This window comes from Alishewanella sp. WH16-1, assembly GCF_001441695.1.
In the GTDB taxonomy this organism is placed as follows: Bacteria; Pseudomonadota; Gammaproteobacteria; order Enterobacterales; family Alteromonadaceae; genus Alishewanella; species Alishewanella agri.
Genome location: NZ_LCWL01000072.1, coordinates 14,288 through 40,187 on the forward strand (window position 1 = coordinate 14,288; position 25,900 = coordinate 40,187).

The 25,900-nt window shown below is 43.5% G+C and carries 24 protein-coding genes and 1 pseudogene; 22 read left to right on the plus strand and 3 right to left on the minus strand.

The window, feature by feature from the left end; all coding sequences use genetic code 11:
- From rfbA to AAY72_RS06330, 13 genes and pseudogenes are all read left to right on the plus strand, one after another.
- On the plus strand, positions 1 to 870 hold the full coding sequence (gene rfbA, locus AAY72_RS06270) for a glucose-1-phosphate thymidylyltransferase RfbA (protein WP_057786119.1): 870 nt from the start codon (positions 1 to 3) through the stop codon (positions 868 to 870).
- Complete coding sequence (locus AAY72_RS06275) at positions 870 to 1,916, plus strand: TDP-N-acetylfucosamine:lipid II N-acetylfucosaminyltransferase (protein ID WP_057786121.1); 1,047 nt, start codon at positions 870 to 872, stop codon at positions 1,914 to 1,916. The genes rfbA and AAY72_RS06275 overlap by 1 nt, the downstream gene beginning before the upstream one ends.
- Complete coding sequence (locus AAY72_RS06280; RefSeq protein ID WP_057786123.1) at positions 1,917 to 2,477, plus strand: acyltransferase; 561 nt, start codon at positions 1,917 to 1,919, stop codon at positions 2,475 to 2,477.
- Positions 2,477 to 3,607: a dTDP-4-amino-4,6-dideoxygalactose transaminase gene (gene rffA, locus AAY72_RS06285; protein WP_057786125.1), complete on the plus strand. Its 1,131-nt coding sequence runs from the start codon at positions 2,477 to 2,479 to the stop codon at positions 3,605 to 3,607. The genes AAY72_RS06280 and rffA overlap by 1 nt, the downstream gene beginning before the upstream one ends.
- Positions 3,604 to 5,025, plus strand: coding sequence for a lipopolysaccharide biosynthesis protein (locus tag AAY72_RS06290; RefSeq protein WP_057786127.1), 1,422 nt, complete (start codon positions 3,604 to 3,606; stop codon positions 5,023 to 5,025). Before rffA ends, AAY72_RS06290 begins: the two co-directional genes overlap by 4 nt.
- Positions 5,026 to 5,038: 13 nt before the next feature.
- Positions 5,039 to 6,094 carry an EpsG family protein gene (locus AAY72_RS06295; protein ID WP_057786129.1) on the plus strand — a complete coding sequence of 352 codons (1,056 nt, stop codon included), beginning with the start codon at positions 5,039 to 5,041 and terminating at the stop codon, positions 6,092 to 6,094.
- Positions 6,095 to 6,123: 29 nt separating this feature from the next.
- Entirely contained in the window at positions 6,124 to 7,251 is a 1,128-nt protein-coding gene (locus AAY72_RS06300; protein WP_057786131.1) for a hypothetical protein, read from the plus strand.
- A 212-nt stretch (positions 7,252 to 7,463) separates the two neighbouring features.
- Positions 7,464 to 8,579, plus strand: coding sequence for a glycosyltransferase family 4 protein (locus tag AAY72_RS06305; RefSeq protein ID WP_057786133.1), 1,116 nt, complete (start codon positions 7,464 to 7,466; stop codon positions 8,577 to 8,579).
- 56 nt (positions 8,580 to 8,635) lie between these two features.
- Positions 8,636 to 9,238 carry an N-acetyltransferase gene (locus AAY72_RS06310; protein WP_057786135.1) on the plus strand — a complete coding sequence of 201 codons (603 nt, stop codon included), beginning with the start codon at positions 8,636 to 8,638 and terminating at the stop codon, positions 9,236 to 9,238.
- Between the two features lie 14 nt (positions 9,239 to 9,252).
- A complete protein-coding gene (locus AAY72_RS06315; RefSeq protein WP_057786137.1) occupies positions 9,253 to 10,419 on the plus strand; it encodes a DegT/DnrJ/EryC1/StrS aminotransferase family protein in 1,167 nt (388 codons plus the stop codon).
- On the plus strand, positions 10,412 to 11,008 hold the full coding sequence (locus AAY72_RS06320) for a sugar transferase (protein WP_057786140.1): 597 nt from the start codon (positions 10,412 to 10,414) through the stop codon (positions 11,006 to 11,008). Before AAY72_RS06315 ends, AAY72_RS06320 begins: the two co-directional genes overlap by 8 nt.
- Before the next feature lie 17 nt (positions 11,009 to 11,025).
- Positions 11,026 to 12,369: a phosphoglucosamine mutase gene (gene glmM / locus AAY72_RS06325; protein WP_057786142.1), complete on the plus strand. Its 1,344-nt coding sequence runs from the start codon at positions 11,026 to 11,028 to the stop codon at positions 12,367 to 12,369.
- Between the two features lie 45 nt (positions 12,370 to 12,414).
- A pseudogene (locus tag AAY72_RS06330) lies at positions 12,415 to 12,756 on the plus strand (MBL fold metallo-hydrolase); the annotation flags it as partial.
- A 40-nt stretch (positions 12,757 to 12,796) separates the two neighbouring features.
- Here AAY72_RS06330 and AAY72_RS06335 read toward each other — a convergent pair.
- From AAY72_RS06335 to AAY72_RS06345, 3 genes are all read right to left on the minus strand, one after another.
- Positions 12,797 to 14,365 carry an IS66 family transposase gene (locus AAY72_RS06335; RefSeq protein WP_057786195.1) on the minus strand — a complete coding sequence of 523 codons (1,569 nt, stop codon included), beginning with the start codon at positions 14,363 to 14,365 and terminating at the stop codon, positions 12,797 to 12,799.
- Positions 14,366 to 14,457: 92 nt separating this feature from the next.
- Positions 14,458 to 14,814, minus strand: a complete 357-nt coding sequence (gene tnpB, locus AAY72_RS06340; protein ID WP_057786146.1) for an IS66 family insertion sequence element accessory protein TnpB — start codon at positions 14,812 to 14,814, stop codon at positions 14,458 to 14,460.
- Positions 14,815 to 14,816: 2 nt separating this feature from the next.
- The gene (locus AAY72_RS06345) at positions 14,817 to 15,101 is read right to left on the minus strand and encodes a hypothetical protein (protein ID WP_008609959.1); all 285 of its coding nucleotides are present in this window, start codon (positions 15,099 to 15,101) and stop codon (positions 14,817 to 14,819) included.
- A 60-nt stretch (positions 15,102 to 15,161) separates the two neighbouring features.
- Between AAY72_RS06345 and AAY72_RS06350 the strand changes: the two genes are divergently transcribed.
- The 9 genes from AAY72_RS06350 (at position 15,162) to AAY72_RS06390 (ending at position 25,900) form a co-directional block, all read left to right on the plus strand.
- Positions 15,162 to 16,262 (plus strand): MBL fold metallo-hydrolase, encoded by a 1,101-nt coding sequence (locus tag AAY72_RS06350; protein WP_231728916.1) that lies wholly within the window; start codon positions 15,162 to 15,164, stop codon positions 16,260 to 16,262.
- Between the two features lie 100 nt (positions 16,263 to 16,362).
- The gene (locus AAY72_RS06355) at positions 16,363 to 17,706 is read left to right on the plus strand and encodes a UDP-glucose/GDP-mannose dehydrogenase family protein (protein ID WP_057786150.1); all 1,344 of its coding nucleotides are present in this window, start codon (positions 16,363 to 16,365) and stop codon (positions 17,704 to 17,706) included.
- Positions 17,707 to 17,715: 9 nt separating this feature from the next.
- Positions 17,716 to 18,723 carry an NAD-dependent epimerase gene (locus tag AAY72_RS06360; protein ID WP_057786152.1) on the plus strand — a complete coding sequence of 336 codons (1,008 nt, stop codon included), beginning with the start codon at positions 17,716 to 17,718 and terminating at the stop codon, positions 18,721 to 18,723.
- A 39-nt stretch (positions 18,724 to 18,762) separates the two neighbouring features.
- Complete coding sequence (gene galU, locus AAY72_RS06365) at positions 18,763 to 19,665, plus strand: UTP--glucose-1-phosphate uridylyltransferase GalU (RefSeq protein WP_057786154.1); 903 nt, start codon at positions 18,763 to 18,765, stop codon at positions 19,663 to 19,665.
- A 163-nt stretch (positions 19,666 to 19,828) separates the two neighbouring features.
- Positions 19,829 to 21,805, plus strand: coding sequence for a nucleoside-diphosphate sugar epimerase/dehydratase (locus tag AAY72_RS06370; RefSeq protein ID WP_057786156.1), 1,977 nt, complete (start codon positions 19,829 to 19,831; stop codon positions 21,803 to 21,805).
- A 106-nt stretch (positions 21,806 to 21,911) separates the two neighbouring features.
- Positions 21,912 to 22,283, plus strand: a complete 372-nt coding sequence (locus AAY72_RS06375) for a hypothetical protein (protein ID WP_057786158.1) — start codon at positions 21,912 to 21,914, stop codon at positions 22,281 to 22,283.
- A 67-nt stretch (positions 22,284 to 22,350) separates the two neighbouring features.
- Positions 22,351 to 23,055: a YjbF family lipoprotein gene (locus tag AAY72_RS06380; protein ID WP_057786160.1), complete on the plus strand. Its 705-nt coding sequence runs from the start codon at positions 22,351 to 22,353 to the stop codon at positions 23,053 to 23,055.
- A complete protein-coding gene (locus AAY72_RS06385; RefSeq protein WP_057786162.1) occupies positions 23,052 to 23,786 on the plus strand; it encodes a capsule biosynthesis GfcC family protein in 735 nt (244 codons plus the stop codon). Before AAY72_RS06380 ends, AAY72_RS06385 begins: the two co-directional genes overlap by 4 nt.
- Positions 23,786 to 25,900: a YjbH domain-containing protein gene (locus tag AAY72_RS06390; protein ID WP_082628953.1), complete on the plus strand. Its 2,115-nt coding sequence runs from the start codon at positions 23,786 to 23,788 to the stop codon at positions 25,898 to 25,900. Before AAY72_RS06385 ends, AAY72_RS06390 begins: the two co-directional genes overlap by 1 nt.

Here is a 25,900-nt window from a genome sequence, read left to right on the forward strand (position 1 = left end):
ATGAAAGGCATAATTTTAGCGGGTGGTTCGGGTACACGCTTGTATCCAATAACACGTGGTGTATCTAAACAATTGTTACCGGTTTACGACAAACCAATGATTTATTATCCGTTGTCTGTACTAATGCTAGCTGGGATCCGCGATATTCTTATTATCACTACACCTGAGGATCAAGCTGCATTTCAACGTTTATTAGGCGATGGCAGTGATTTTGGAATTAATTTAAGCTACGCCATTCAACCTGAACCGGATGGATTAGCGCAGGCATTTATTATCGGCGAGCATTTTATTAGTAACGACAGCGTATGTCTGGTGCTTGGCGATAATATCTTTTACGGCCATGGCCTCCGCCCAAAACTACAAAGTGCTGCCTCTAGAGACGCAGGCGCTACTGTTTTTGGCTATCAGGTTAAGGATCCTCATCGTTTTGGTGTGGTTGAGTTTGATGAGAACTATAAAGCCATTTCAATCGAAGAAAAGCCTGCCAAACCAAAATCACATTATGCTGTAACTGGCTTGTACTTTTATGACAACGACGTAATCGATATTGCTAAACATATTCAACCATCAGCACGTGGTGAATTAGAAATTACCTGTGTCAATAATGAATATTTAAAACAAGGTCGTTTAAATGTTGAGTTATTACGACGGGGTTTCGCCTGGTTGGATACAGGCACGCATGATAGCTTGGTTGAAGCAAGCTCATTTGTGCAAACAGTTGAGCATAGGCAAGGATTTAAAATTGCTTGTTTAGAGGAGATTGCTTGGAGCAATGGTTGGTTATCTAGTGAGAAGCTATTAAAAATTGCAGAGGGCATGTCTAAAAATGACTATGGACGATATCTATTTGCTTTGGGAAAAAGTGAATAATGTCGATAAGAGTGCTTCATTTATCTAGTTGTGAAAAATTCTTACCTGATTATGTCAAGTTTGTTAGTGATAACTTTAATGTTGCAAACCATCACTTTCATTTAACCATTGGTATTGCACAAGAACGATTAAATGAAATTCCAAATGTTAGCATAGAGAAAAAAGGGCTAATTAACAAAGTGCTTCATTATGTCTTAGCACTTGTTAAGATGCGTCAAGCTGAGAAAATTATTATTCATGGCCTTTTTGATAATAACATACTGCTAATGTTGTTGCTGATGCCTTGGCTGTGTAAGAAAGTCTATTGGGTCATCTGGGGGGCAGATCTCTATTTATACGAAGCCACAGACAAATCGGTAAAATGGAAAATTCGTGAAGCTGTCCGACGTCGAGTTATTAAAAATATAGGTCATCTGGTGACTTATATTCCCGGTGATATCGAGCTTGTACGACGTTGGTATGATAACAAGGGCCGCTATCATGAGTGCACGTTGTACCCTAGTAATTTATATAGAGATTGTAAAAGACCTTCAGCTGATAATCCAGAACTTAGGATACAGGTAGGGAATTCTGCAGATCCAGCAAATAATCACTTTGATGCTCTAGAAAAGCTAAAAGCAATTGCTAATGTTGATTTCAAGGCATATGTCCCTCTTTCTTATGGCGACAAGGCGCATGCGACGAAAGTTATTAATTTGGGCTATGAGACTTTCGGAGATAAGTTTGTTCCTTTAACTGAAATGCAACCCTTAGATGACTACATAAAATTCCAGAATACGCTGGATATCGCTATATTCAACCATAAAAGGCAGCAAGCGATGGGTAATACTATTTCCTTGTTAGGTATGGGGAAAACAGTATATCTGCGTAGTGATGTAACTCATTGGTCATTTCTGCAGAGCATCGGCTTAACTGTCTATGACATAGAAAAAGACGCTATTACCAAAGGTGAACCTGAGGCACTTGAGAATAATAAAAAGCGTGTCAGAACATACTTCTCCATAGAGAATCTGACTAGGCAATGGAGCTCGATTTTTGAGGTGTAAATGGCTTACTTAAACTTTGCTGAATTAAAAAATATTGGTTTTAAAAAGCTAGGACGAAACGTCAAAATTAGCGATAAAGCAGCTATCTACAATCCAGAGCTAATTGAGATTGGCGACAACTCCCGTATCGATGATTTTTGTATTTTATCTGGAAACATTGTTGTAGGTCGATTTTGCCACATAACGCCCATGTGTTTATTAGCTGGTGGTGAGCCCGGTATAAAATTAGCAGATTTTTGTACTCTTGCTTATGGAGTCAAGATTTTCTCACAGTCCGATGACTATTCAGGCACTAGCATGGTGAACTCTCTTATTCCCAAAAAATTTAAGCGGGAAACCTTTGCGCCAGTTGTGTTAGAAAAACAAGTGATCATTGGTGCCGGTTCTATGGTGCTACCCGGTGTGATTATCGCGGAAGGTTGTTCTGTGGGCGCAATGTCTTTAGTAACCAAGAGCACCACAGCATGGGGTATTTACCTTGGTATTCCCGCCAAACGTTTTAAAGAACGAAGTAAAGCGCTGCTTGAGTTGGAGCGCGATTTTTTGAATGAGAACAAATAATGATACCTTTTAATAAACCTCCCTATACGGGAAATGAAGATAAATATGTGCTGGATGCTATGCGCAGTGGGAAAATGTGTGGTGACGGCAAGTACACTAAGAAGTGTAAAGATTGGTTTGAAGAAAAAACAGGCTGTGCAGGTGCTTTGTTAACGCCATCTTGCACGGCTGCTCTGGAGATGGCTGCATTTTTGATTGATATAGGGCCCGGCGATGAAGTTATCATGCCAAGTTATACCTTTGTTAGTACAGCTAATGCGTTTGTTTTAAGAGGAGCAAAAATTGTTTTTGTAGATATTCGTCCTGATACAATGAATATTGATGAAACAAAAATAGAAGCTGCCATTACTTCCAAGACAAAAGCTATAGTTCCCGTGCACTATGCGGGCGTAGCTTGCGAAATGGATAGCATCATGGCACTTGCTGAGCGCTATCAATTATTTGTTATTGAGGATGCTGCGCAGGGCATGATGAGCCGCTATAAAGGCAAACCACTTGGAACTCTGGGACATATAGGAGCATTTAGTTTCCACGAAACCAAGAACTACACCAGTGGAGGCGAAGGTGGTTTATTGTTGATCAATGATGCACGGTTTTTACAAAGAGCGGAAATTATTCGTGAGAAAGGGACCAATCGCAGCCTGTTTTTCCGTGGTCAGGTAGATAAGTACACTTGGGTTGATATTGGCAGTAGTTTTCTTCCTAGTGACTTGCAGGCCGCTTACCTTTGGGGCCAGCTTGAAAAAGCAGATGATATAAACCAAGACCGCCTGCAAACTTGGAATCAATACTACGAAGCGTTTAAAGAACTTGAACAAGCTGGGCTGTTGCAGTTGCCTGCTAAACTTGAGCATTGCCAGCATAACGCACATATGTTTTATCTGAAGCTGAAAGGGCTCGAAGAACGAACAGCATTTATTAATCACCTTAAGCAGAATGATATTATGGCGGTGTTTCACTATATCCCTCTTCATACAGCACCTGCTGGCATTAAATATAGCCATTTTCATAGCGAGGATGCCTATACAACTAAAGAAAGTGAGCGATTAGTTAGATTGCCACTTTACTACGGCATGCTAGCTAAGGATATCAATGCTGTAATTAACAAAGTGCGCGGTTTTTTCATTTGAACATTAAGAAAATCATTGCTTTTTCTATTGGCCCAATTGGTTCTGCGGTAATTGGGCTAATCTCATTACCTATAATTGCTTGGTATTTTTCTCCGAATGATGTCGGTCGACTTGCAATGCTTCAAGTCGTTATTAGTTTTTCAATTCTGTTATTTAGCTTAGGTTTAGATCAAGCATATGTTCGAGAGTACCATGTAGTAGATGATAAGCATGCCCTTTTAAAAGAAGTGATGTTTCCCGGTTTATTCATTTTGATAGTCGTCATTACGCTATTTTGTTTTTTTTCATTTTCGGCTTCTAATTTATTGTTTGCACTAGATTCGGTGTTAATCTCTTTTTTTGTTGTTTTGTCTATATTTTTTAGCTTTATTTCTCGTTATCTTAGTTTAATACTTAGAATGCAGGAAAGAGGAATAGCTTTCTCTGTTAGTCAAATTATGCCAAAGGTAATATTCCTATCATTAGTAGTATTTTTTGTTTTAATTAAAAACAACCTACTCTTCACGGAGCTAATAGTCGCAAACTTTTTTTCTATATCTACTGTGCTAGTTTTATTAGGTTGGAATACTCGTCTCGTGTGGAAAAGAGCATTGCGTGCTGAGATTGATATTGCAAGATTAAAACAAATGATTAATTATTCACTTCCTCTAATTGGTAGCGGCATCGCATTTTGGGGATTAACTAGTACTGACAAAATTTTCTTAAGGAGTTTTTCTAGTTTCAGTGAATTAGGAGTGTATTCTGTTGCACTTAGTTTTGCTTCTATAGCTCTTATATTTCAAGCAATATTCACCACAGTTTGGGTGCCCACTGTATATCAGTGGACTTCTAGTAATTTGTGTATTAAGAAAATTCAGCAAGTGACAAATGCTGTAGCTGTAGTTGTTTTAATCATATGGTCGCTAACCGGAATGTTCTCTTGGGTTATAAGTTATATACTTCCTGGCGAGTATGCTGAAGTACAATACATTCTATTGTTAGCTATAGCTTATCCTTTGCTATATACCTTATCTGAAGCTACTGGTATTGGGATCGGTGTAACAAGGAAAACTTTATTCTCTTTGTTAGCAGCACTAATAGCTTTACTTATTAATTTAGTTGGGAATTGGTATTTGATTCCTATTTATGGTGCACGTGGTGCAGCTGCGGCTTCCGCATTTGCTTTTTTCACTTTATTTGTTATAAGGACGGAAGCTAGTTCAAGAATTTGGCTGAAATTAGATAACTGTAAAATTTACTTGTCTATAGTTCTGCTGTTATCAGTTAGTTTAGTGACAAATATTTTCTTACCACCGTTTACCTATGTTTTTTTAGCTTTTTTATTATCATTTTTGACTTGCTGTTTTTTATTCAAAAAAGATATCAGTAGCTTGTGTAAATTGGGCTTTGGTTATGTATCTTCACTAAAGACTAGGTAAGGCTTAATTTTATATGCTTATTTACTTGCTTTGCGTGCTTATTATACTATTGTTTAAAATTGCATCTATAAAAAATGATAGATTGAACTCTATTTTCTTTATTTGTATTCTAATTTATTTATTCTTTATAGCTGGATTTAGAGGGAGTGTAGGATCTGACACTGCAGTATACGCAGATATTTACATGGTCTACCTACAAGAAAATTACCCCGTTTTTGGCTTTAGATTCGAGCCAGCTTTTATATTACTAATGAAAGTCTGTTCATTTTTTAGTGACGACTATCAACTGGTTTTAATAGTGTATTCTTTTTTGCAAAGTGTTTTCCTTTATCTTGTTTTGGTTAGGGTTAGATATCCATTCTTTTTTATTTTGGTGTATGTTTTGGTATTCTATTTACAGTTTCACCTTAACACTATTCGGGTTGGTCTTGCTGTTTTAATTTTTATCTATTCGTTGCAGCAAAATTCAACTAGAAGAAGCGTGATTTTTTTGGTGTTGGCTTTGTTAAATCACTTTTCAATTTTGCTCTTAATCCCTATTTGGGTTATCTATAAAAATATGCTTAACTGGAAAGTGGTTGTCGCCTTAACCTTAACTGCTACACTCTTATTTTTTGCTATTTTTGATTATTTTTTAATTAAGGTTGCTCTATATTTCCATGAGAAAGATAGCAAAATATCTCTGGGTGGGGTCGCGTTAGTTCTTTTTATTTCACCTTTTTTATCTTATCTAGCGCTTTCCATGCTGCGGATGAAGATTTCTTTGAAAATGTTAGCGTATAACAGTCTTTTAGTAATTTCCGTTTTAGGTATCCTATATGTCGATATATTTTACCGACTTTATACACTGTTAGGTTTTTTCATTCTGTTTCTGATAGCGAATGATCAGCTTGGATTTAAGAAACAGTTTAGCAAGGTCGTATTCAGTTCTGTCTTTGTACTTTCCATCACAGTGCCTGCCGTTCATTCGGTTGTTATGGAACAGAGCAATGTAGCCAGAGTAAATGGCGTTAGTTCAGTGGAGTATAGGTATACTTTTATTCCGTATAGTTTTTTCTTTAATGAGTAACTCTCATTTAATTTTTCTTAGGTAAGCTTATGTTGAAGAAAGGTGCTCATGTATCGCTCATTTTTTCTAAAGGAAGAATGTCCGGTGTGAAAAACAAAATCGAACAATTTTCATCTCACTTTAATGACAATAATGTGGATGTATATGTTTTGAATCGAGAGTTTGATGGCGTAATAAATGGGGTGATATATATAAATTATGATAATCTACCAATGGCCCGTTTTGCTAGGATAGCACGGTTCTATTTAATAAAAAGCCTTATCGATTTTAGTTGCTATGACTACGTCTTTTTGCGATATCCGCTATTTGATTTTTCTGCTCTACTCTTCCGAAAAGAGCTAGGTAAGGTCTATTTTGAGCATCACTCAATAGAGCTTAACGAAATTAAAAAAGCGGGTTTCCCTTTTTTATTTAAACATGTGCAGTATTTCTCTGAATTACTTTTTGCGCCATTATTTTTAAAGAAATGTTTGGGGCATTTGTCGGTAACTAGTCAGATATCCAGCCATCAGAAATCAAGATTTTCTGGCTTGGGTAAATATATTGTTTTTTCTAATGGTATTTCTTTATCAGACACCGATGTTGTTTCATCAAAGGAAAGTATAGCTGGCTCATTAACTAATAACGATTCGTTGCAAGTTGTCTTTGTTGCCTCTGAGTTTAAGTCTTGGCATGGCCTTGACAGGCTGATTTCGTCATTGAAAAATTACCACGGTGAAAAGCCAATTGTTGTTAATCTAGTCGGTTTCGTATCTGACCAACTTCTTGGTGACATCCAGAGCCTCTACAACCAAAAGGTGAGCTTTATTTTACATGGCAATAAAAGTAAAAAGGATACACTTGCTATTATAAATAACTCGCATCTCGGAGTGGACAGTCTAGCGTTAGACCGTATTGGTTTTGAAGTATCTTCAACTCTTAAGTCTAAAGAGTATGTGTTGCTTGCCAAGCCTTTTATTTCTGCAACGGTAGATCAAGATTTACAGTGCTATGAAGGAACTGTGTGGAAGAAAGTTGACTGTCAAGACGACTGTTTTGACTTTGACTGTATTGTTTCATGGCATGAATCAATTCGTAACGAAGCAATATCTTTCCCTAAAGAAACGCTATCTTGGCAATACAAGGTAAGAGAGTTAGTAAAAGAAGTTACTTCTTAGCTTTTTTATGTGAACTTTATACTTAATTTTATATTTATATAAATGACGGTATTTTGCAAACGATTTAGTGTTTTGACTTATTAAGTTTTTAGGTTTAATGGTTGATACTTTGTTATTATTTTAGGTGTGAATTTTTTAATGTTGTGTAAGTGGTTTTGAATCCTTTGAAACTTAACTTGCTCGTGAATAATTTATTTTAATATGGTTATATCATGAATGTTCTTATATTGTCTTCTGTGATTAGACAGTTTTATTTGTTTGAGTCTAATAATATTTTGGCGCTGAGAAAGCTGGGCTATAACGTATGTGGTATTGCAAATTGCGATGGAGATGAAGATCTTAGAATTAAAAAAATTGATATTCCTATTCATCATGTCGACATAAAAAGAAGCCCTTTTGATATAAGAAATATATTAGCACTCTGGAACGTCTTGAAGTTCACTAGAATCAATAAAGTCGATATTATTCACTGCCATTCTCCTATTGGTGGTGTTGTCGGGAGATTAGTAAAGTTGTTTAATCCTAGTATTAAAGTAATTTATACGGCGCACGGATTTCATTTTTACCGTGGCTCTAGTTTTACCTCTTGGCTGATTTATTTCCCAGTGGAATGGATCCTTTCATTTCTGACTGATTGTCTAATTACCATTAACAACGAAGACTTTATGGTCGCAAAGTCGAGGCTGAGTTCTAAGAAAACAGTTTATGTACCAGGAGTCGGTGTTGACGAAAGCAGATTTAATGTTGTTCCCATGTTAAGTAGAGCCCAACTAGGGCTAAAACAAACTCAGTTTGTAATACTGTGTGTTGGTGAGTTTATATCTAGAAAAAATCATATTTCTTTGATAAAAGCAATATCTATTCTGAATCCTAGGGATAATTTAAAAGTACTTCTTTGTGGTAGAGGTGTACTAGAGAGTTCGTTGAAAAAAGTTGTCAGAGATCTAGGGCTTGATGATATTGTAAATTTTATGGGATATAGGAACGACATAGACCAGATAGTAGCATTGTCTGATGTTTTTGTTTTTCCCTCGTATCAAGAGGGACTTCCTGTTTCGGTTATGGAGGCAATGCTAAGCGGTTTGCCCGTTATTGCGAGTAATATTCGTGGCGTTAGTGATTTGATCGATGACGGTAAAGGTGGCTTTCTAGTTGAACCGGACGACGTATCAACATTAGCAAATAAAATAAATGAGCTAATGTCTGATCCGATAAAGTCTGATAGCATGTCACGTTATAATCAGGAGAAAATACGAGATTTTACTTCAGTTTCAGTACTTGAGAAAATGCTGTCAGTATACTCTGATTGTGTCTCGACTGAGCGCTAGTATCCAAGGCAGTTTTCAATGTCGGCTTTACGTTTTTACAAGGAGCTTTGAAATAAATGTTAATACGGGCAGCAAAAGAAAGTGATATCGATTCTGTTGTTATAGTTCATATCAAGGCTTTTGACGGTTTTTTCTTAACTATGCTTGGTGAAGATTTCCTTCGAAGGTTATACACAGCCTTTTTGCTAGAAAAGTCAGGTATTTTTAGGGTCGTTACCGATAGTGAAAATAACATTGTGGGTTTTACTGCAGGTACATCTGCTCCCGATTTATTTTTTTCTGCATTAAGAAAGAAGAGATGGTTTTCTTTTTTAGTGGCTGCGTTTCCTGGTGTTTTAAAACATCCTGTTAAAGTGTTACGTAAACTCTATTATGCACTGTTTTACAAAGGTGATAAGCCTGCTGAGCTATTATCTTCAGCTTTATTAAGTAGTATAGGCGTGTTGCCAGAGATGAGTGGTAAGTCAATTGGTAAAGTGCTTCTGGCTGATTTTGAGCAACAAGTGAGGTTAGTGAATGGTAGTTGCTTGTATCTGACGACAGATAAGTTTGGTAATGAGAGTGTAGTATGCTTTTATACTAAAGCTGGTTACAAGGTTGAAAGTGAATTTACTCAACCAGATGGCCGGCAAATGTTGCGTTTAATTAAACATCTTTAATGTTTTGAGGCTTTATGTCAGAAAATAAATTTCTTCCTTTTGCGTTACCTGAAATCGGTGAAGAGGAAATCAATGAGGTTGCGCATTCTTTACGATCTGGCTGGATTACTACCGGCCCGAAAGCTAAACAGTTTGAAGCAGATTTTAGTGCGTTTTTAGGTGATACTACGCTGGAGTCGATCGCCGTAAATTCAGCTACTTCTGGTTTGCATCTGGCACTCGAAGCCGTTGGCGTTGGCCCCGGTGATGAAGTAATTGTACCAACTTATACTTTTACCGCGACTGCCGAGATTGTACGCTATTTGGGCGCTACGCCTGTTTTGGTAGATGTAGATGCTAACACTTTTAATATGACTGCTGCTACCTTTTCTGCAGCTATAACTGACAAAACGAAAGCCGTTATGCCGGTTCACTTTGCTGGTCTGGCTTGTGATATGGCTCCCATTATTGCGCTCGCAAAGCGGTACAACATCAAGGTTATTGAAGATGCGGCTCATGCACTTCCAACCCGCTATCAGGGTGAAATGGTTGGCGCATTAGACAGTGATATTACGGTTTTTAGTTTTTATGCCAATAAAACTATGACCACCGGTGAAGGCGGTATGGTGGTGACACGCCACCCAGAGCTGGCGAAACGTTGTAAAGTTATGCGTTTACATGGTATTAGCCGTGATGCTTTTGATCGCTATGTTTCAACAAAACCAGCTTGGTTTTATGAGGTTATTGCCCCGGGCTTTAAATACAATATGCCGGATATCGCGGCTGCAATTGGCATTCATCAGCTTAAGCGTTTGCCTGCATTTCAGGAAAAGCGCGAGCAGATGGCTCGTGTTTACTTTGACGCCTTTAAAGATTTACCTCTGGAAATGCCGTCCGCGGCGACTGGTGATGATGTGCATGCCTGGCATTTATTCCCGGTAAAAATAAAGCCGGAAGCGGGAATTGAACGTGCACGCTTTATCGAAAAAATGGCAGAGCTGGGAATAGGTTGTTCAGTCCATTTTATTCCACTGCACCTACACCCATACTGGCGCGATACCTATAATCTAACGCCAGAGATGTTCCCTGTTGCACAACGAATATTCGAACAGGAAGTGTCGTTACCCCTGTATACCAAGATGACCAGCGAAGATCAGTTGCGGGTTATTGCTGCGGTAAAACAGGTATTGCTGAATGCTTAAGCGGTTGTTTGATTTACTTTGCGCGGCCTTGGGGTTGGCCGCGCTGTTGCCTGTACTGGTGTTGATAGCTATTTGGATTAAACTTGATTCGCCAGGCCCGGTGTTTTTTCGGCAGGTAAGAGTGGGGCGTTTTGGTATCCCATTTCGCATTCACAAGTTCCGAACCATGCGCGTTAACGCTGAGCAAGGCGGCCGTTTAACTGTTGGGCGCGATAGTCGTATTACACGCTCAGGTCATTTGTTACGTAAAACCAAGCTTGACGAGTTACCGCAACTGATTGATGTCTTGATCGGTAACATGAGCTTAGTTGGGCCGCGACCAGAGGTTCAGGAGTTTATTGACTGCTATCCCGACGATATTAAAGCAAAGGTTCTTTCCGTCCGGCCGGGAATCACTGATCGCGCATCAATTGAAATGGTGGATGAAAATGAAATTCTGTCGAAGTATCCAGAACCCCGTCAAGCATATATTGACCATATTTTGCCGATAAAGCAGCGCTATTACGTTGAGTATGTCGATAATCATGGTGTGCTTACTGACATCAGGATCATTCTCGGCACCATTCTGAAGATTATTAAAAGAAGTTAATAAACGGAGTTTAGTTTTTGAAACGCCAATATTTCGGTACCGATGGTGTACGCGGTAAGGTTGGTACCTTTCCGATGACGGCAGATTTTGCCATGAAGCTGGGGTGGGCTGCCGGTAAAGTACTTGGCGCCGCCGGCACCAAGGAAGTATTAATTGGTAAAGATACCCGTGCCAGTGGTTATATGCTGGAATCGGCCCTGGAAGCCGGTTTGTCGGCTGCTGGGGTGAATATTGCTTTAGCCGGCCCTTTGCCTACGCCGGCGGTAGCCTATTTAACTTCTACTTTCCGTGCCGATGCCGGGGTAGTGATCAGTGCTTCGCATAATCCCTATTATGATAACGGCATTAAGTTTTTCTCCAACAGCGGTACCAAGCTTACCGACCAGCAAGAGGCCGAAATAGAAGCCTTGCTGGAGCATGCTTTACAATATGGTATTGATTACGCCAGTAGTGAAAAACTGGGTAAGGCGCGCCGTATTGATGATGCGCCCGGCCGTTATATTGAGTTTTGTAAAGGCACTTTCCCTAATAGCTTAAGTCTCGCTGGCCTGAAAATTGTGGTGGATTGTGCAAACGGTGCTGCCTATAAGGTGGCGCCAGCAGTATTTCGCGAGCTGGGCGGCGAGGTAGTAGCCATTCACGACAAGCCGGATGGTATTAATATTAACGCCCATTGTGGCGCTACCCACCTCGACAGTCTGGCCGCTGCTGTTGTAGCACAACAAGCACATTTAGGCCTGGCACTTGACGGTGATGCCGATCGCATTATGTTAGTTGACCATAATGGAGTGGTGGTCGATGGCGATGAAATTCTGTATATGCTGGCCAGCACTGCTAAACAAAATGGCACCTTACAAGGTGGTGTAGTAGGCACCCAAATGGCTAACCTGGGATTGGAGCTGGCGTTAAAGGCGCTGGAGATTCCTTTTGTCAGGGCCAAAGTAGGCGACCGCTATGTGCTGGAGCAGCTAAAAGCTCATAATTGGGTGATTGGCGGCGAGAACTCCGGTCATATTTTATTGCTGGATAAAGTAAGCACCGGCGATGCCATTGTAGCTGCGTTACAGGTATTGGCTGCGATGCTGCAAAGCGGCAAACCACTGGCTGAATTTAAGCTGGGTATGCAAAAGCTGCCGCAAGTGCTGATTAACGTGCGGGTAGAAGGCGATGCCGCTGCAATACTGCAATCTGATGCTGTTAAACAAGCAGTAAGCGCTGCAGAGCACCAATTAGCCGATAGCGGCCGGGTGTTACTGCGTAAATCCGGCACCGAACCGCTTATTCGGGTAATGGTGGAAGCGGTGGATGCAGAGCTTTGCCGGAAAATGGCGGAGATGATTGCTTACGCTGTTAAAAGTTGAACTATTATTGTGTTTTAACTTTTTTGTAATAAAGCGGAGACAAGGATGTCAAAGTTTACTTTCCCACCTCGTATCATTCATCACGGAGCAGTCGACGGTGTTACTGGTTCGTGTCATGAGTATCAATTATCCCCTGATTACGCTGTATTAATCGACTGCGGTCTGTTTCAGGGCGACGAACAGGGTAGCGGCAACAAAGCCAACCTAGCTATCAATTTTCCCATTTCCCATATCCGCGCCCTTATCGTTACGCATGTCCATATCGACCATGTTGGTCGCGTTACGTATTTGTTAGCAGCTGGTTTTTCTGGCCCGATTTATTGTTCGGAAGCCTCAGCTCATCTATTACCTTTAGTACTTGAAGACGCCCTTAAGGTGGGCGTAACGTAAGCGTAACGCCAACCACACCTTGCGGTGTGGCTGGTGATCAGTAAGGCAGGAGTTGCTGTAGTTTCTCTTGGGTATTGGCTTTGGGTAGCTCGGTTAATAAGCGGCATAGGTAATCATACGGCTCCAGTCCGTTGATTTTTGAGGTCTCGACCAGGCTGTACAGTGCCGCACTGGCTTGTGCTCCCGTCTTGGTATTAGCGAACAACCACGCCTTGCGACCAATCACAAACGGTTTGACGGCGCGCTCAGCACGGTTGTTGTCAATATTAAGTCTACCATCATCCAGATAGCGGACAAGCTTGGGCCACTGATTCAGGCTATACGTGATAGCCGCTCCCAGTAAACCTTCTTTCGTGACACTCTCGCTTGATTTATCCAACCAGCTTTTAAATTGCTCCAACAGTGGCTTGGCTAGCGTTTGCCTGGCTTCATACTTCTTATCAGGCGGCACGGTTTTTAATTTACTCTCCAGTGCATAGAGTTTCTGGATGTGGTTAAGGGCTACATCCGCCTTACCCGTTTTGCCTTTGCCCTGCGCTTTTTGGGCTTCGACGAACTTACGTCTGGCATGTGCCCAGCATCCGACTAAGGTTGCGTGGGTTTTCTCATATCCGGCATAACCATCAACCTGCAGGTAACCGCTAAACCCCGCCAGGAAGTCGGTGGGATGTTTGCTGCTGCGGCTATCCTGATAATCAAACAGTACCAGTTTGGGGCCGGTACTTTTTTCTAAGCCACAGCCATATACCCACATGTAGCAGGTGCTTTTCTCAACATCCAGCACATTAACCGTGGTTTCATCTGCCCACAGCACCGGCTGTTTCAGAAGCTCAGCTTTCATTAACGCCAGTAGCGGTTTCAGTTTCTCTGCGCAGGTTATTAGCCAACGACTCATCGTTTGACGGCTAAGCTCAATACCGGCCTGATTAAACAACTGCTCCTGACGGTACAGCGGTAAGCCATAGTGCATTTTGCTGCTGATGATTTGGGCAAGCAGACTCGGTGTGGTCATGCTCTTAGGGATAACCGCCGGTGGCACATCGGCAATCTTAATGTCGACCTTCGTGCCATTGGTCTCACACTGCCGGCAGCTGTATTTGAGCCGCACGTTTCTAAGCACCCGGATTTGTGCCGGTACGAACTCGATTTGCTCACTGACTTCCTCACCCATTTGATGTAGCGCATGGCCGCAGCAGGTACAAGTTTTATCGTCAATGTCATGTATAACATCAACGCGCGGCAGCTCAGGGGCAATCCGTGGGCGGCGTGGCTTAGCAGCTTTCTTAGCGCTCTCGGTCGTCTGAGTATCTGGCTCTGTCGCTACTGACTCGTCTTCAATAAGCTGTTCGGCCTCATTTAACACCTCGCCTTCACCTTCATAGGTTTCACTGCTGGGGCTAAATTTCTGGTACTTCTTCAGGTTGTAACGCTCCAGCAACTGCTGCAACTTGTCCGACAGCTGCTGGTTAACCCGCTCTAATTTGGCGATGCGTTTATCTTTCTGCGTGAGTTTTTTCTCATGCTTAGCAAGCAGGGCAGTCTGCTCAAGCAGCATTTTCTTGAGCAGTGCAACGTCATCAGGTAAGGTGTCTGGTATCTTTTTCATGGCCGCCATTATAACGGCCAATTTAGCTAAGTGCTTGGTAAGATTTAGATTGTTTTGGATGCGATCATAAGGATTTATAGCCGATCGTCATATCAGCCCACGCTTTGGTAATGCAGTGGCTGATGGGCGGTGATTTTTTGAATATCGACACCTTGCAACAGCCAATGCCATTGCTGCTCGCTAATAGACAGGATTTTGCCTGGCATCTGCCGTGGCCAGCGGAACTTGTCTTTTTCAAGCCTTTTGTACCACAGGCAAAAGCCGGTGCTATCCCAGTACAGCACTTTTAACCGGGTACGCTGCTGATTACAAAACACAAACAGTGCGCCGCTAAATGGCGAGAGCTGCATCTCTTGCTCGACTAGCAAGGATAAGCCATTAATGGATTTGCGAAAGTCGACTGGCTGTTTATGCAAATAGACCTTGGGCACATCGAGGAACATTTTCATGGTCAGAGCGCTCTTAGCAAGGCCGCTAACCACAGCGCATCGGTGCCGGCTGGAAACTGCAATTCCACATCACGCTTACGGAGTAAAATGGATTGATTCAGCTGCAAACCCTGTGGCGTCAGCTCAACAAAGCCACCGTCATCATCCTGAAACGCCAGCAACTGACGCTTGCGATAACTAAAATATGTAGGAATGATGCCCTGACGTTTTGCAAATTCAGTTTGGGTGAGGCCACTTTGGGCTTGCTCGGCAAACAAGGCCAGCCATTGTTCTTTGGTACGGTGCATGATGATTACCCTGGCAGTTGATAATGGCAGACAGGGTAAAGTTGATCAGTTAGGATTGGAATGTGTGGTTGGCGTTACGCTTACGGCGTAACCCGTGACGAGCAACTTATTGCTGGTTTTCTAAGAGCGGTGGGGCGGCAAATTGTGCCTTGTAAGTTTAATACTTGGTTGCCGCTGCCTGTTGGGTATGCTGAGCTTACACCACAGTTTCGTTTGCAAAAAGCCGGGCATATTTTAGGCTCGGCTTACGTTGAAATTAAACACCAGGTTGCAGCTAAACCCTTTATCACTGTGTTTTCCGGTGACTTAGGAGCGCCATATTCCCCCTTATTGCCCGCGCCAAAACCGCCTTATGCTGCTGATGTTGTGGTAATTGAAAGCACCTATGGTGACAAGTTGCACGATAACCGGCGGGATAGGATTAAGCGTTTAGAGCAAGTATTACTGCATTCGTTGCAGGATAACGGCACTGTGTTGTTTCCGGCTTTTAGCATTGGTCGTACTCAGGAGTTACTATACGAGCTGGAAACGTTAATTCATCGGTTACGTGACAAAAAAATTCACCAGCATTTACGCTGGGATGAACTGACAGTCATTGTAGATTCACCTTTGGCCGCTAAATTTAATGTGGCTTACCAACAACTGGCAGCATGCTGGGATGACGAAGCAATAAAACGCTTGCGGGAAGGTCGCCACCCGCTAAATTTTAGCCAGCTGTATACTATTGATAGCCACGCAGAACATCTGGCGGCGGTAAATTTGCTTAGCAGTACCCGTAAACCTGCTATCGTTATTGCCGCCAGTGGTATGTGTGAGGGCGGAAGAGTGGTAAATTACCTGAAGGCTATGTTGGGTGATCCTGTGCATCAGGTAGTATTTGTCGGTTATCAAGCGCGTGGTACCCTGGGTGCGGCAATTCAGCAATATGGCCCGCGCGGTGGTTATGTTACTATTGATGGCCAGCGTATTGATATTAAGGCAGAAGTGTTAACATTAAGCGGCTATTCTGCCCATGCTGACCAGCAAGGGTTAATTCGCTTTATAAAAGGTATGCGCAAACGGCCACAGCAAGTGCGGATTGTGCATGGTGATGTTTCTGCGAAGAAAGCTCTGCAATCAGCTCTGGCTGCTTATGCGGATAAAGTGGTGATTGCTGAGTGAGAGTGGTGAGTGTTAAGTTTTTAGTGTTGAGTTTTTGCGTTAGATGGTGCTCTTAACTAAAAACTAAGCACTCATAATTCAACACTATAAAAGGGATTCTATGAAAGTCACAGTATTCGGTATTGGTTATGTTGGTCTGGTGCAGGCGGCGGTATTGGCCGAGGTGGGGCATCAGGTGCTTTGTGTCGATGTGAACGCCGAGCGGGTTGAGAATCTGAAGAAAGGCATCATCCCTATTTATGAGCCTGGCCTTACGCCCCTTGTTGAAAAGCATTTTGCCAGTGGTTATCTCAATTTTACTACCGACGCTCAGGCTGGTGTGCTGCATGGCGACGTGCAATTTATCGCCGTGGGCACGCCACCCGATGAAGATGGCTCTGCCGATTTACAGTATGTGTTGGCAGTGGCAAAAACTATCGCTACTTATATGCAGTCACCTAAGGTGATTATCGATAAATCCACGGTACCTGTTGGTACGGCCGACAAAGTTAAAGCAACCATTGCTTCAGTGCTGGCGCAGCGTGAGCAAGCCATTAATTTTGACGTGGTTTCTAACCCCGAATTTTTAAAAGAAGGCGCGGCAGTAAATGACTGTATGCGTCCGGACCGGATTATCGTTGGCACTTATGATGATCGGCCAAAAGATCTTATGCGGGAGCTATACGAGCCGTTCAACCGTAATCACGATAAGATGATTTTTATGGATGTGCGTTCGGCCGAACTAACCAAGTACGCTGCTAACTGTATGCTGGCGACAAAAATCTCTTTTATGAATGAAATGGCGAATCTCGCCGAATTACTTGGCGCGGATATCGAGGCGGTGCGAAAAGGCATAGGCTCGGATCCCCGTATTGGTTACCATTTTATTTATCCGGGTTGTGGCTACGGTGGTTCGTGCTTCCCCAAAGATGTGCAGGCATTGATTCGCTCATCTGAACAAATGGGCTATACACCAAGGGTGTTGCAGGCGGTTGAAGCGGTTAACAACAAACAGAAATTTAAATTACCAGAATTACTTAAACAGCATTTTGCAGGCGATCTTGCCGGTAAAACTATCGCAATCTGGGGCCTTAGCTTTAAACCAAACACTGATGATATGCGGGAAGCCAGTAGCCGTGTGTTAATGGAAGAGATGTGGCAGGCGGGTGCTAAAGTTCAGGCTTATGATCCGGAAGCGATGGAAGAAACGCAGCGTATCTATGGCGTGCGCGATGATTTAACGCTGGTTGGCACCAAAGAGGCCGCGTTAAAAGGTGCGGATGCGCTGGTAATTTGTACTGAGTGGCAACAATTCCGCGCCCCCGATTTTGAGCTGATTAAAGCGCAATTAAAGCAACCGGTAATTTTTGATGGCCGTAATCTGTTCGAACCAAAGCGCTTAGCGCTTCGTGGTTTTACCTACTATGCTATCGGTCGTGGTGATTCTGTTCGGAATCCGGCGTAGGGAACCGCTATGAAATTTCTGGTTACCGGGGCGGCAGGTTTTATTGGCTTTTATGTTTGCCAGCGTTTGTTGGCACTCGGTTATCAGGTTGTAGGCCTTGATAACCTAAATGATTATTATCCGGTACAACTTAAGCGTGATCGGCTGTCACAACTTCAAGATCATCCAGGCTTTCGCTTTGAGCAGTTAGATTTGGCCGATCGCGATGGTATTGCCGCCTTGTTTGCGCGCGAGCAGTTTCAGCGGGTTATTCACCTGGGCGCTCAGGCAGGGGTGCGGTATTCGCTGCAAAACCCTATGGCCTATGCCGACAGCAACCTGATTGGTACTTTGACCATTTTGGAGGGGTGTCGTCGGCACAATATTGAGCACTTGGTTTATGCCTCATCCAGTTCGGTTTATGGCATGAACAGTAAAATGCCCTTTAGTACCGGCGACCGGGTAGACCACCCGGTTTCCCTTTATGCCGCTACTAAAAAAGCCAACGAGTTAATCGCCCATTCATATAGCCACTTATACGGTATTCCTACTACAGGGTTACGCTTCTTTACGGTATATGGCCCTTGGGGACGCCCCGATATGGCGCCGTTTTTATTTACAAAAGCCATTTTAGCCGGCGAGCCAATTAAGGTGTTTAACCATGGCCAGATGTTGCGCGATTTTACTTATATCGATGATATTGTTGAAGGTGTAGTGCGTATTCAGGCGTTACCGCCTAAGCCAAATGCTGATTGGGACGGTAGCGATGCCAGCAGCAGTTTTGCGCCTTATAAGGTGTTTAATATAGGCAATAACCAGCCGGTTAAGTTAATGACCTTTATTGAAGCCATTGAAAAGGCCACGGGTAAAACAGCGGTAAAGCAATTTTTACCCATGCAGGCTGGTGATGTGCCGGCAACCTATGCCGATATTGATGATTTACAAGCTGCGGTAGGCTTTAAACCGGCAACTCCGATTGAGGAGGGGATGCAGCGGTTTGTGGACTGGTATCGTGGGTATTACAATGTTGAATGTTGAGTGTTGAATGTTGAATTTTGAGTAAAGCAAGGATTGATAATGGCAAATAATGTTGTGCGTAAAGCGGTGATTCCTGTGGCGGGTTTGGGAACCAGGATGTTGCCTGCTACTAAAGCTATTCCAAAGGAAATGCTGCCGGTTGTGGATAAACCTCTTATTCAGTATGTGGTGCAAGAGTGTATTGCGGCTGGCATAAAAGAAATTGTGCTGGTTACGCACTCATCCAAAAATAGCATTGAAAACCATTTTGATATCAGTTTTGAACTGGAATCTATGTTGGAAAAGCGGGTAAAGCGCCAGCTATTAGACGAAGTGCAGAATATCTGCCCGAAGGATGTGACTATTATGCACGTGCGTCAGGGGCAGGCTAAAGGGCTGGGCCACGCGGTGCTTTGTGCTCGCCCTCTGGTTGGGGATGTGCCCTTTGCTGTGGTTTTACCTGATGTGTTAATTGATGGTTACGACAGCGATTTAAAGCGCGATAACCTGGCGCATATGGCTAAGCTTTTTACCGATACAGGTGTTAGTCAGGTAATGGTAGAGCCAGTGCCGATGCAAAATGTGTCTAGCTACGGGGTAGCTGATGTTCAAGGTCATGCTTTAGCCGCAGGTGGCTCGGCTAGTATGACGGCTATAGTTGAAAAACCAAGACAGGAAGAGGCACCATCAAATTTATCAGTAGTGGGTCGCTATGTCTTTACACCGGATATCTGGGAAGCTTTGGAGTATACGCCTTTAGGTGCAGGGGATGAAATTCAGCTTACCGATGCTATAGCTATTTTGATGAAGGAACAACCTGTTAATGCCTACCACATTATCGGCCGAAGCCATGACTGCGGTAATAAGCTCGGCTATATGCAAGCCTTTGTTGAGTTTGGGTTGCGCGATAAGAATTTAGGCCCGGCTTTTAAGGAGTGGTTGGTCAAACAGCTGGGGGGTTAGAATGTTGAATGTTGAATGTTGAATGTTGAATGTTGAATGTTGAGGGCTTAGGGCTCAGTGTTTCGTTGCGGGTAATGAAATAGCCTTGCTTTGCTGCTATACTTGCACGCTAATTTGTTGTGTTTGGTGCCGGTAACTGAAACCGGTGCGATGGAGTAAAAAAATGCTTGCATGGTTGCTGGCGCTGCCGCGTTCGGCTAAGCGCATAATTTCAGTAGTAATAGATTCGTTGTTTTTAACCATGTCGTTGCTGTTGTCTTTTGTGCTTACCCAAAATGGTGATGTTAGCCAATTTCAGCTTATGGTGCTGGCGTTTGTTATAACGTTGCCGCTTACCTTACTGATTTTTACTAAGCTGGGTTTGTATCGCGCCGTAATTCGCTATGTTGGGCAACATGCCTTAGGTGCTGTTATTTTTGGCATCATAGGTAGTGGCGTGATATTAGCGCTATTGTTCGCGGTATTAGGTGTGCACGACAAAACCAATCTGGTGGTGGTGTATGCTTTGCTGGCATTGGTTACCTCAGGCGGGGTGCGTTTGGGCGCACGATTATTGCTTAGGCCCAATAATAACAGCCACAAAACCCGGGTACTTATTTACGGTGCCGGTTCATCTGGCCGGCAATTGGCTCAGGCATTGATTAACGGTGAACAGTATCATCCGGTGATGTTTGTCGATGATGATACCACCTTACAGCGTTCTACCATTTTGGGTATTCCGGTAAGCAGCCCGGACAATATCGCTGGTATTGTTAAACAACGTAATATCGGCCGTATTTTGTTGGCGATGCCTTCAGCCAGTCGCTCCCGGCGCCGTGAAGTATTAGACAAACTGGAAGAGCTGCCGATTCCGGTGTTATCCATTCCCGGTATGAGTGATTTAGTTGACGGCAGTATGCGTATTGACGAGCTGCAAGACGTTAAAATTGAAGACTTGTTAGGCCGTGACCCGGTAGCGCCGAAGAAGAAGCTGTTGCATGCCAATATCAAGGGCAAAGTGGTGATGGTAACTGGCGCCGGTGGCTCTATAGGTGCCGAATTGTGCCGGCAGATTATTCATTGCGAACCTACTACCTTGGTATTATTCGAACTGTCTGAATACTCGTTGTATGCCATCGAACGCGAGCTGAAACAAATTATCTGCAACGAGGGCTTGGATGTTAATTTAGTGCCGGTAATGGGCACGGTGCAGCGCCAAAGTCGTTTAGAAACGGTAATGCGCACCTTTGGTGTGCATACGGTTTATCATGCCGCGGCTTATAAGCATGTGCCTTTAGTTGAGTATAATGTGGTTGAAGGCGTGCGCAATAATGTGTTCGGCACCTGGTATACCGCCGAAGCGGCTATAAAGGCTGGGGTAGAAACCTTTGTACTAATATCTACTGACAAAGCGGTGCGGCCCACTAATGTCATGGGGGCGTCGAAGCGCTTGGCTGAGCTGGTGTTGCAGGGCTTGGCACAGCATCAAAGCCGAACCCGTTTTTGTATGGTACGCTTTGGCAACGTATTGGGGTCGTCTGGTTCCGTTGTACCGCTGTTTCGCGAACAAATTCGTAAAGGTGGCCCAATTACTGTTACCCATAAAGATATTATTCGGTACTTTATGACCATACCAGAAGCCTCGCAGTTGGTTATTCAGGCCGGTGCTATGGGTAAAGGCGGTGATGTTTTCGTACTGGATATGGGCGAACCGGTAAGAATAGCCGATTTAGCTCGTCGTATGGTGCACCTGATGGGGTTAGAAGTGCGCGATGAAGAGCATCCGCACGGTGATATTGAAATTAAATACAGCGGTTTACGGCCAGGTGAAAAACTGTATGAAGAGCTGTTAGTCGGCAACAATGTGCGTAAAACCGATCATAGCCGTATTATGGCTGCAGACGAAGTATGTTTAACCTGGCCAGAAATGTTGCATTTATTGCAGCGTTTAGACAGGGCCTGTGAGCAATTTGCCGTTGAAGACATTATTGAGCTGATCCGCAGTGCTCCAACAGAGTTTAATTATAGTAATGCCACCAGTGATTTGGTGGTAAATGCAGCCTGTGCCTTAGAAACGGTAAAACAATTTGCGGTGCTGGCAAAAGATAAAATGCCACCCGTGGTTACGCCTGCAGCTGCAAGCGAACAACAAATTGCCTGATTTTTTGGCTAAAGATGAATTTATGTCAACCGTGTTTGGTTGCTAAAGGGCACAAATTAAGTTAATCTTGTCGCAGTTTAACAGTTCATTAAAAGAGGGAAGAACGATGAAAAAATTAGCTGTTGCAGCCTTGGCGCTGACAATGACTTTCGGTGCACAGGCACAACAAGAAGGTGCGGGTGGAAGTGCCACTGCAACTTTCGGTTCTATTACAGTTGCATCGTTGACAGCAATTGGCGTAACCGCTGCAGTTGCTGCAGCTATTGTGTCAAACTCGCAGAATAATCCGGTAATACCAACTGATCCTACGGATCCAGAATTTACGTTAATTTGTAACGAAGGTGATGGCGTACCAGTTGCCGGTGTTTGTACTAACAATGGCGTAACCGTAACTGTTACCGGTACCGGTACCGCCACCAGCACCATCACAGTGCCAGTTGTTACTACTTACCCAGCTATTGTTACTCTAGTTAACTAAGCTTGATAATATTAAAAGCCGCCAATAGGCGGCTTTTTTTTCGTTTTTTTACGGAGATACAGTGGCTATGGCTGGTTTTCGGCTTAGTGTGCTCATTGCAATAGGGCTGTTTTTACCAGCCTGCTCGGGTACCTATAAAAGTTATATTGATATGTTTCAGGTTGCGCTGGCATCAAAGCAAGATGTAAATCTTTCTTATAAGACATTGCTGGAGGCTCCTAACGATTTTCTTTATGTTCGATCTGGTGACCAACCGCAGGCGGCTTTGGGCTTAATGTATATTGAGCAAAACCAATATAAATGGATTTCGGCGACTAAAGAGTTGTTGGTAACAGAGCGCGGGCGTATTGTGCGAACCAGTGGTTTAGCTAATGATTTGTTGCACCTTAGCAATAGATTTTCGGACCCGTTAAAAGCAGCAGACCAGGCTGGTGCCAGCTGGTTACGTAGCGCTGATTGGCAAAATGGTGAGTACGGTTATGTTATTCGCTCTGATTTTCAGAGCCAGGCAGGGCATTATTTAACCTTTTTTAATCAGCAGATTGCGGTTACAAAAGTAGTTGAAACCCTGCATTATGATAACCCTTCAAGTTATTGGCGCTTTGATGGTAGCTGGCAAAATGTTTTTTGGCTGGACGCCACAACCGGAGCCGTATTACAAAGCCAGCAACAGTTGGCACCAGGTATGGCGCCCTTGCAATTGATCTTTATTAGTGAGGTTGTGCGCCATTTACAGCGAACTGGTGTGGTAATACCAGAGGATGCGACATGAATTTCAAATTCCTTTTAATGACGTTGTTGCTGCCAGCAATGCTAATACCAACGGCAGTAAATAGCGCAACGGTGACGGTTAAAATTAACCAAAAAAGCTACAGTTTTACTGAGCGCCCCAGATTGGATGAGGTATTGGCGCCTCAGGCACTGAGCCAACAGTGGTACTGGCCAGCCAGTAAGCTGTTTGTATTAAATAACCAGCCCGCTTTGCAGCGGCAGCAAATTATACAACAGCTGCAAACTTTAACCGGGCAGGCAGACGATAACTTATTGCCTGCCTTAGCCGCGTTGCAAAATGAGCTGTCGGGTTGGCAGTTAGGGCAGCGTATTCCTATTCGTATTGATTACGATTTAGCCAGGGCGAATATTGCACTTAATCCACGTTTTGAGGCTGGAGAATACCTTTTGCTATTAACGGAGCGGCCTGCCGAGGTGCATTTTTTTGGTGCCCTGCGGCAGAGTGTGACGATGGAGCATCGAGGTGCGGCTGCTGTACGTGATTATCTTAACGATTTGGCGTTATTACCGGATGCAGATAAAGAGCAGGTAACCATTATTCAGCCAGATGGCGTTGTGTTAAAAGCTGGCGTTCAATCCTGGAATAAACAACATATCGAATTAATGCCTGGCGCTATGGTATATGTACCTTTTGCTCAAGGCTGGTTTTCGGCAGATTTCTCTAAGTTAAACCAGCAGATCCCCGCGCTGGCTGTGCATAGGATGTACTGATGCAAGGAACTACTCCTATTTTTAAACGTTCGGTGCTGGCCTTGTTATGTATGCCAGCTTCTGCTTTGGCAGAACAGTTACCTACTACCTGGCAGCAAGCCCCGGTTTCAGTAACGCAAGGTGTGCATGGTGGTGTTGGTCTATGGCAAACCCCGACCGCTCGCATGGCTGAAGAAGGCAATGTGTCGCTTAACTATACTGATAACCAGGAATACCGTTTTTGGTCGGTAAGTATTCAGCTTTTTCCGTGGATGGAAGCTACTGCCCGTTATACCGACGTGCGTACCCGTTTGTATAGCGATTCCGAGGGATTCAGTGGTGATCAGAGTTATAAAGATAAAGGGCTGGATGTTAAATTTCGGCTATGGCAAGAAAGCCAGTATTTGCCTGAGATGTCTGTGGGCTTTAGGGATTTTGGTGGTACCGGCTTACTTGAAAGTGAATTTGTTAACTTTAGTAAACGCGTCGGGGATTTCGATTTTCACTTAGGCATGGGGTGGGGCTATCTGGGGGCTGCCGGTAATATTACTAACCCCTTTTGTGAGGTGCGTGACAGCTTTTGCGAACGCCCCGGCGAGTTTAGTGGGCAAGGCGGTAAGATCGAGTATAAAAAGTTTTTTAAGGGGTCAGCGTCGGTTTTTGGTGGAGTAGTATATCAAACGCCCTGGCAGCCGCTAAGCCTGAAACTGGAATACGAGGGTAACAATTATTCCCGTGACTTCGCTGGCGAGTTACCCCAGGACAGTCGCTGGAACTTAGGTGCCAATTATCAATGGCAGGATTTTACCTTCGATATCAATTATCAGCGCGGTAATACCTTTGGTTTCGGTGTGCATTATGCGTTTAATATGCATACTGCTAAGCAGGTAAAAATTAAACCGGCGATGTTACCAATTGAAAATGCCGACCGCGCGCAAATTCCGGCCAATATCAATTTTAATGTGCTTACCCATAACCTGTATAACAATGCACACTTTTTACCGAAGAGTATTTCGGTACAGGAAGATGAATTTATTATCCATGGTATTTCGCTGGCATATCGCGATGACGTAGAACTAACCGAGCGTATTGGCCGGGCAATTGTTCGCCAATTACCGTCGCAAATCAAAACCATCAGAGTGGTTGAGTATGCTGCCAGTATGCCGCAGCTGGAGAAAGTTATCGATGTAGATGCTTTTGTTGCGGCGGCATCATATGATGTATTGCAGCCGGATATCCGCTCTACCTATGTTAGGCAGCAGCCAGACCCTGAGGCGCTGAGCTTGGTGAAACTGACCGACGACCGTGGTTTTTATACCGGTATAGAAACTTTCTGGATCCAGTCTTTTGGTAATCCGGAAAGCTTTTATATGTATCAGGGCGGCGTATTTTTGGGCGGTGGCTATCGCTTCAATAATCAGTTTAGCGTTAATGGTACGGCAAAGCTGACCGTACTGGAAAACTTCGACAACTTTAATTTTAAAGTGGATGCCCTGGAATCTAATTTGCCGCGGGTACGTACTTATGTGCGTGAGTATGTAACGCGCAGTAAGTTTACCGTTGATAACGTTTATGGTCACTGGCAGCAGGAAATTGCACCTTCATGGTTTGCGCAGGCTTATGGCGGTTACCTTGAAACCATGTTTGGTGGTGTGGGTACTGAGTTGTTGTATCGGCCGGTAGATAGCAATTTTGCTGTGGGTTTCGATTTAAACTATGTGCGTCAGCGTTCATATGAAAATGAATTTGGCTTCTTTGATTACAAGGTGTTAACCGGCCATGTCAATCTGTATTGGCAACCGGAATTTTTACCGGATACCCGCTTAACCTTTAACATTGGCCAATTTTTGGCAAAGGATAAAGGGGTAAATGTGGATTTCGCCAAACGCTTTGACAGCGGTATGGTGGTAGGCGCTTATGCAGCCATTACGGATGCATCGGCGGCAGATTATGGTGAGGGTAGCTTTACCAAAGGGTTCTATTTATCGATACCCTTTGATTTATTCTCGGTAAGGCCATCGAAGGGCCGTGGTCGTATCCCTTGGGTACCCATTGGTCGCGACGGCGGACAACCGCTTAACCGCCCGGTTAAGCTAATTGATATTACCGAAGTTCGCTCCCCCTTCGTCTATTAA

Bases quoted from the DNA above. Each gene is read 5' to 3' on its own strand.
- rfbA (WP_057786119.1), top strand. From the start codon at position 1: ATGAAAGGCATAATTTTAGCGGGTGGTTCGGGTACACGCTTGTATCCA.
- AAY72_RS06275 (WP_057786121.1), top strand. From the start codon at position 870: ATGTCGATAAGAGTGCTTCATTTATCTAGTTGTGAAAAATTCTTACCT.
- AAY72_RS06280 (WP_057786123.1), top strand. From the start codon at position 1,917: ATGGCTTACTTAAACTTTGCTGAATTAAAAAATATTGGTTTTAAAAAG.
- rffA (WP_057786125.1), top strand. From the start codon at position 2,477: ATGATACCTTTTAATAAACCTCCCTATACGGGAAATGAAGATAAATAT.
- AAY72_RS06295 (WP_057786129.1), top strand. From the start codon at position 5,039: ATGCTTATTTACTTGCTTTGCGTGCTTATTATACTATTGTTTAAAATT.
- AAY72_RS06300 (WP_057786131.1), top strand. From the start codon at position 6,124: ATGTTGAAGAAAGGTGCTCATGTATCGCTCATTTTTTCTAAAGGAAGA.
- AAY72_RS06305 (WP_057786133.1), top strand. From the start codon at position 7,464: ATGAATGTTCTTATATTGTCTTCTGTGATTAGACAGTTTTATTTGTTT.
- AAY72_RS06310 (WP_057786135.1), top strand. From the start codon at position 8,636: ATGTTAATACGGGCAGCAAAAGAAAGTGATATCGATTCTGTTGTTATA.
- AAY72_RS06315 (WP_057786137.1), top strand. From the start codon at position 9,253: ATGTCAGAAAATAAATTTCTTCCTTTTGCGTTACCTGAAATCGGTGAA.
- AAY72_RS06320 (WP_057786140.1), top strand. From the start codon at position 10,412: ATGCTTAAGCGGTTGTTTGATTTACTTTGCGCGGCCTTGGGGTTGGCC.
- AAY72_RS06335 (WP_057786195.1), bottom strand. From the start codon at position 14,365: ATGAAAAAGATACCAGACACCTTACCTGATGACGTTGCACTGCTCAAG.
- tnpB (WP_057786146.1), bottom strand. From the start codon at position 14,814: ATGAAAATGTTCCTCGATGTGCCCAAGGTCTATTTGCATAAACAGCCA.
- AAY72_RS06345 (WP_008609959.1), bottom strand. From the start codon at position 15,101: ATGCACCGTACCAAAGAACAATGGCTGGCCTTGTTTGCCGAGCAAGCC.
- AAY72_RS06350 (WP_231728916.1), top strand. From the start codon at position 15,162: ATGTGTGGTTGGCGTTACGCTTACGGCGTAACCCGTGACGAGCAACTT.
- AAY72_RS06355 (WP_057786150.1), top strand. From the start codon at position 16,363: ATGAAAGTCACAGTATTCGGTATTGGTTATGTTGGTCTGGTGCAGGCG.
- AAY72_RS06360 (WP_057786152.1), top strand. From the start codon at position 17,716: ATGAAATTTCTGGTTACCGGGGCGGCAGGTTTTATTGGCTTTTATGTT.
- galU (WP_057786154.1), top strand. From the start codon at position 18,763: ATGGCAAATAATGTTGTGCGTAAAGCGGTGATTCCTGTGGCGGGTTTG.
- AAY72_RS06370 (WP_057786156.1), top strand. From the start codon at position 19,829: ATGCTTGCATGGTTGCTGGCGCTGCCGCGTTCGGCTAAGCGCATAATT.
- AAY72_RS06375 (WP_057786158.1), top strand. From the start codon at position 21,912: ATGAAAAAATTAGCTGTTGCAGCCTTGGCGCTGACAATGACTTTCGGT.
- AAY72_RS06380 (WP_057786160.1), top strand. From the start codon at position 22,351: ATGGCTGGTTTTCGGCTTAGTGTGCTCATTGCAATAGGGCTGTTTTTA.
- AAY72_RS06385 (WP_057786162.1), top strand. From the start codon at position 23,052: ATGAATTTCAAATTCCTTTTAATGACGTTGTTGCTGCCAGCAATGCTA.
- AAY72_RS06390 (WP_082628953.1), top strand. From the start codon at position 23,786: ATGCAAGGAACTACTCCTATTTTTAAACGTTCGGTGCTGGCCTTGTTA.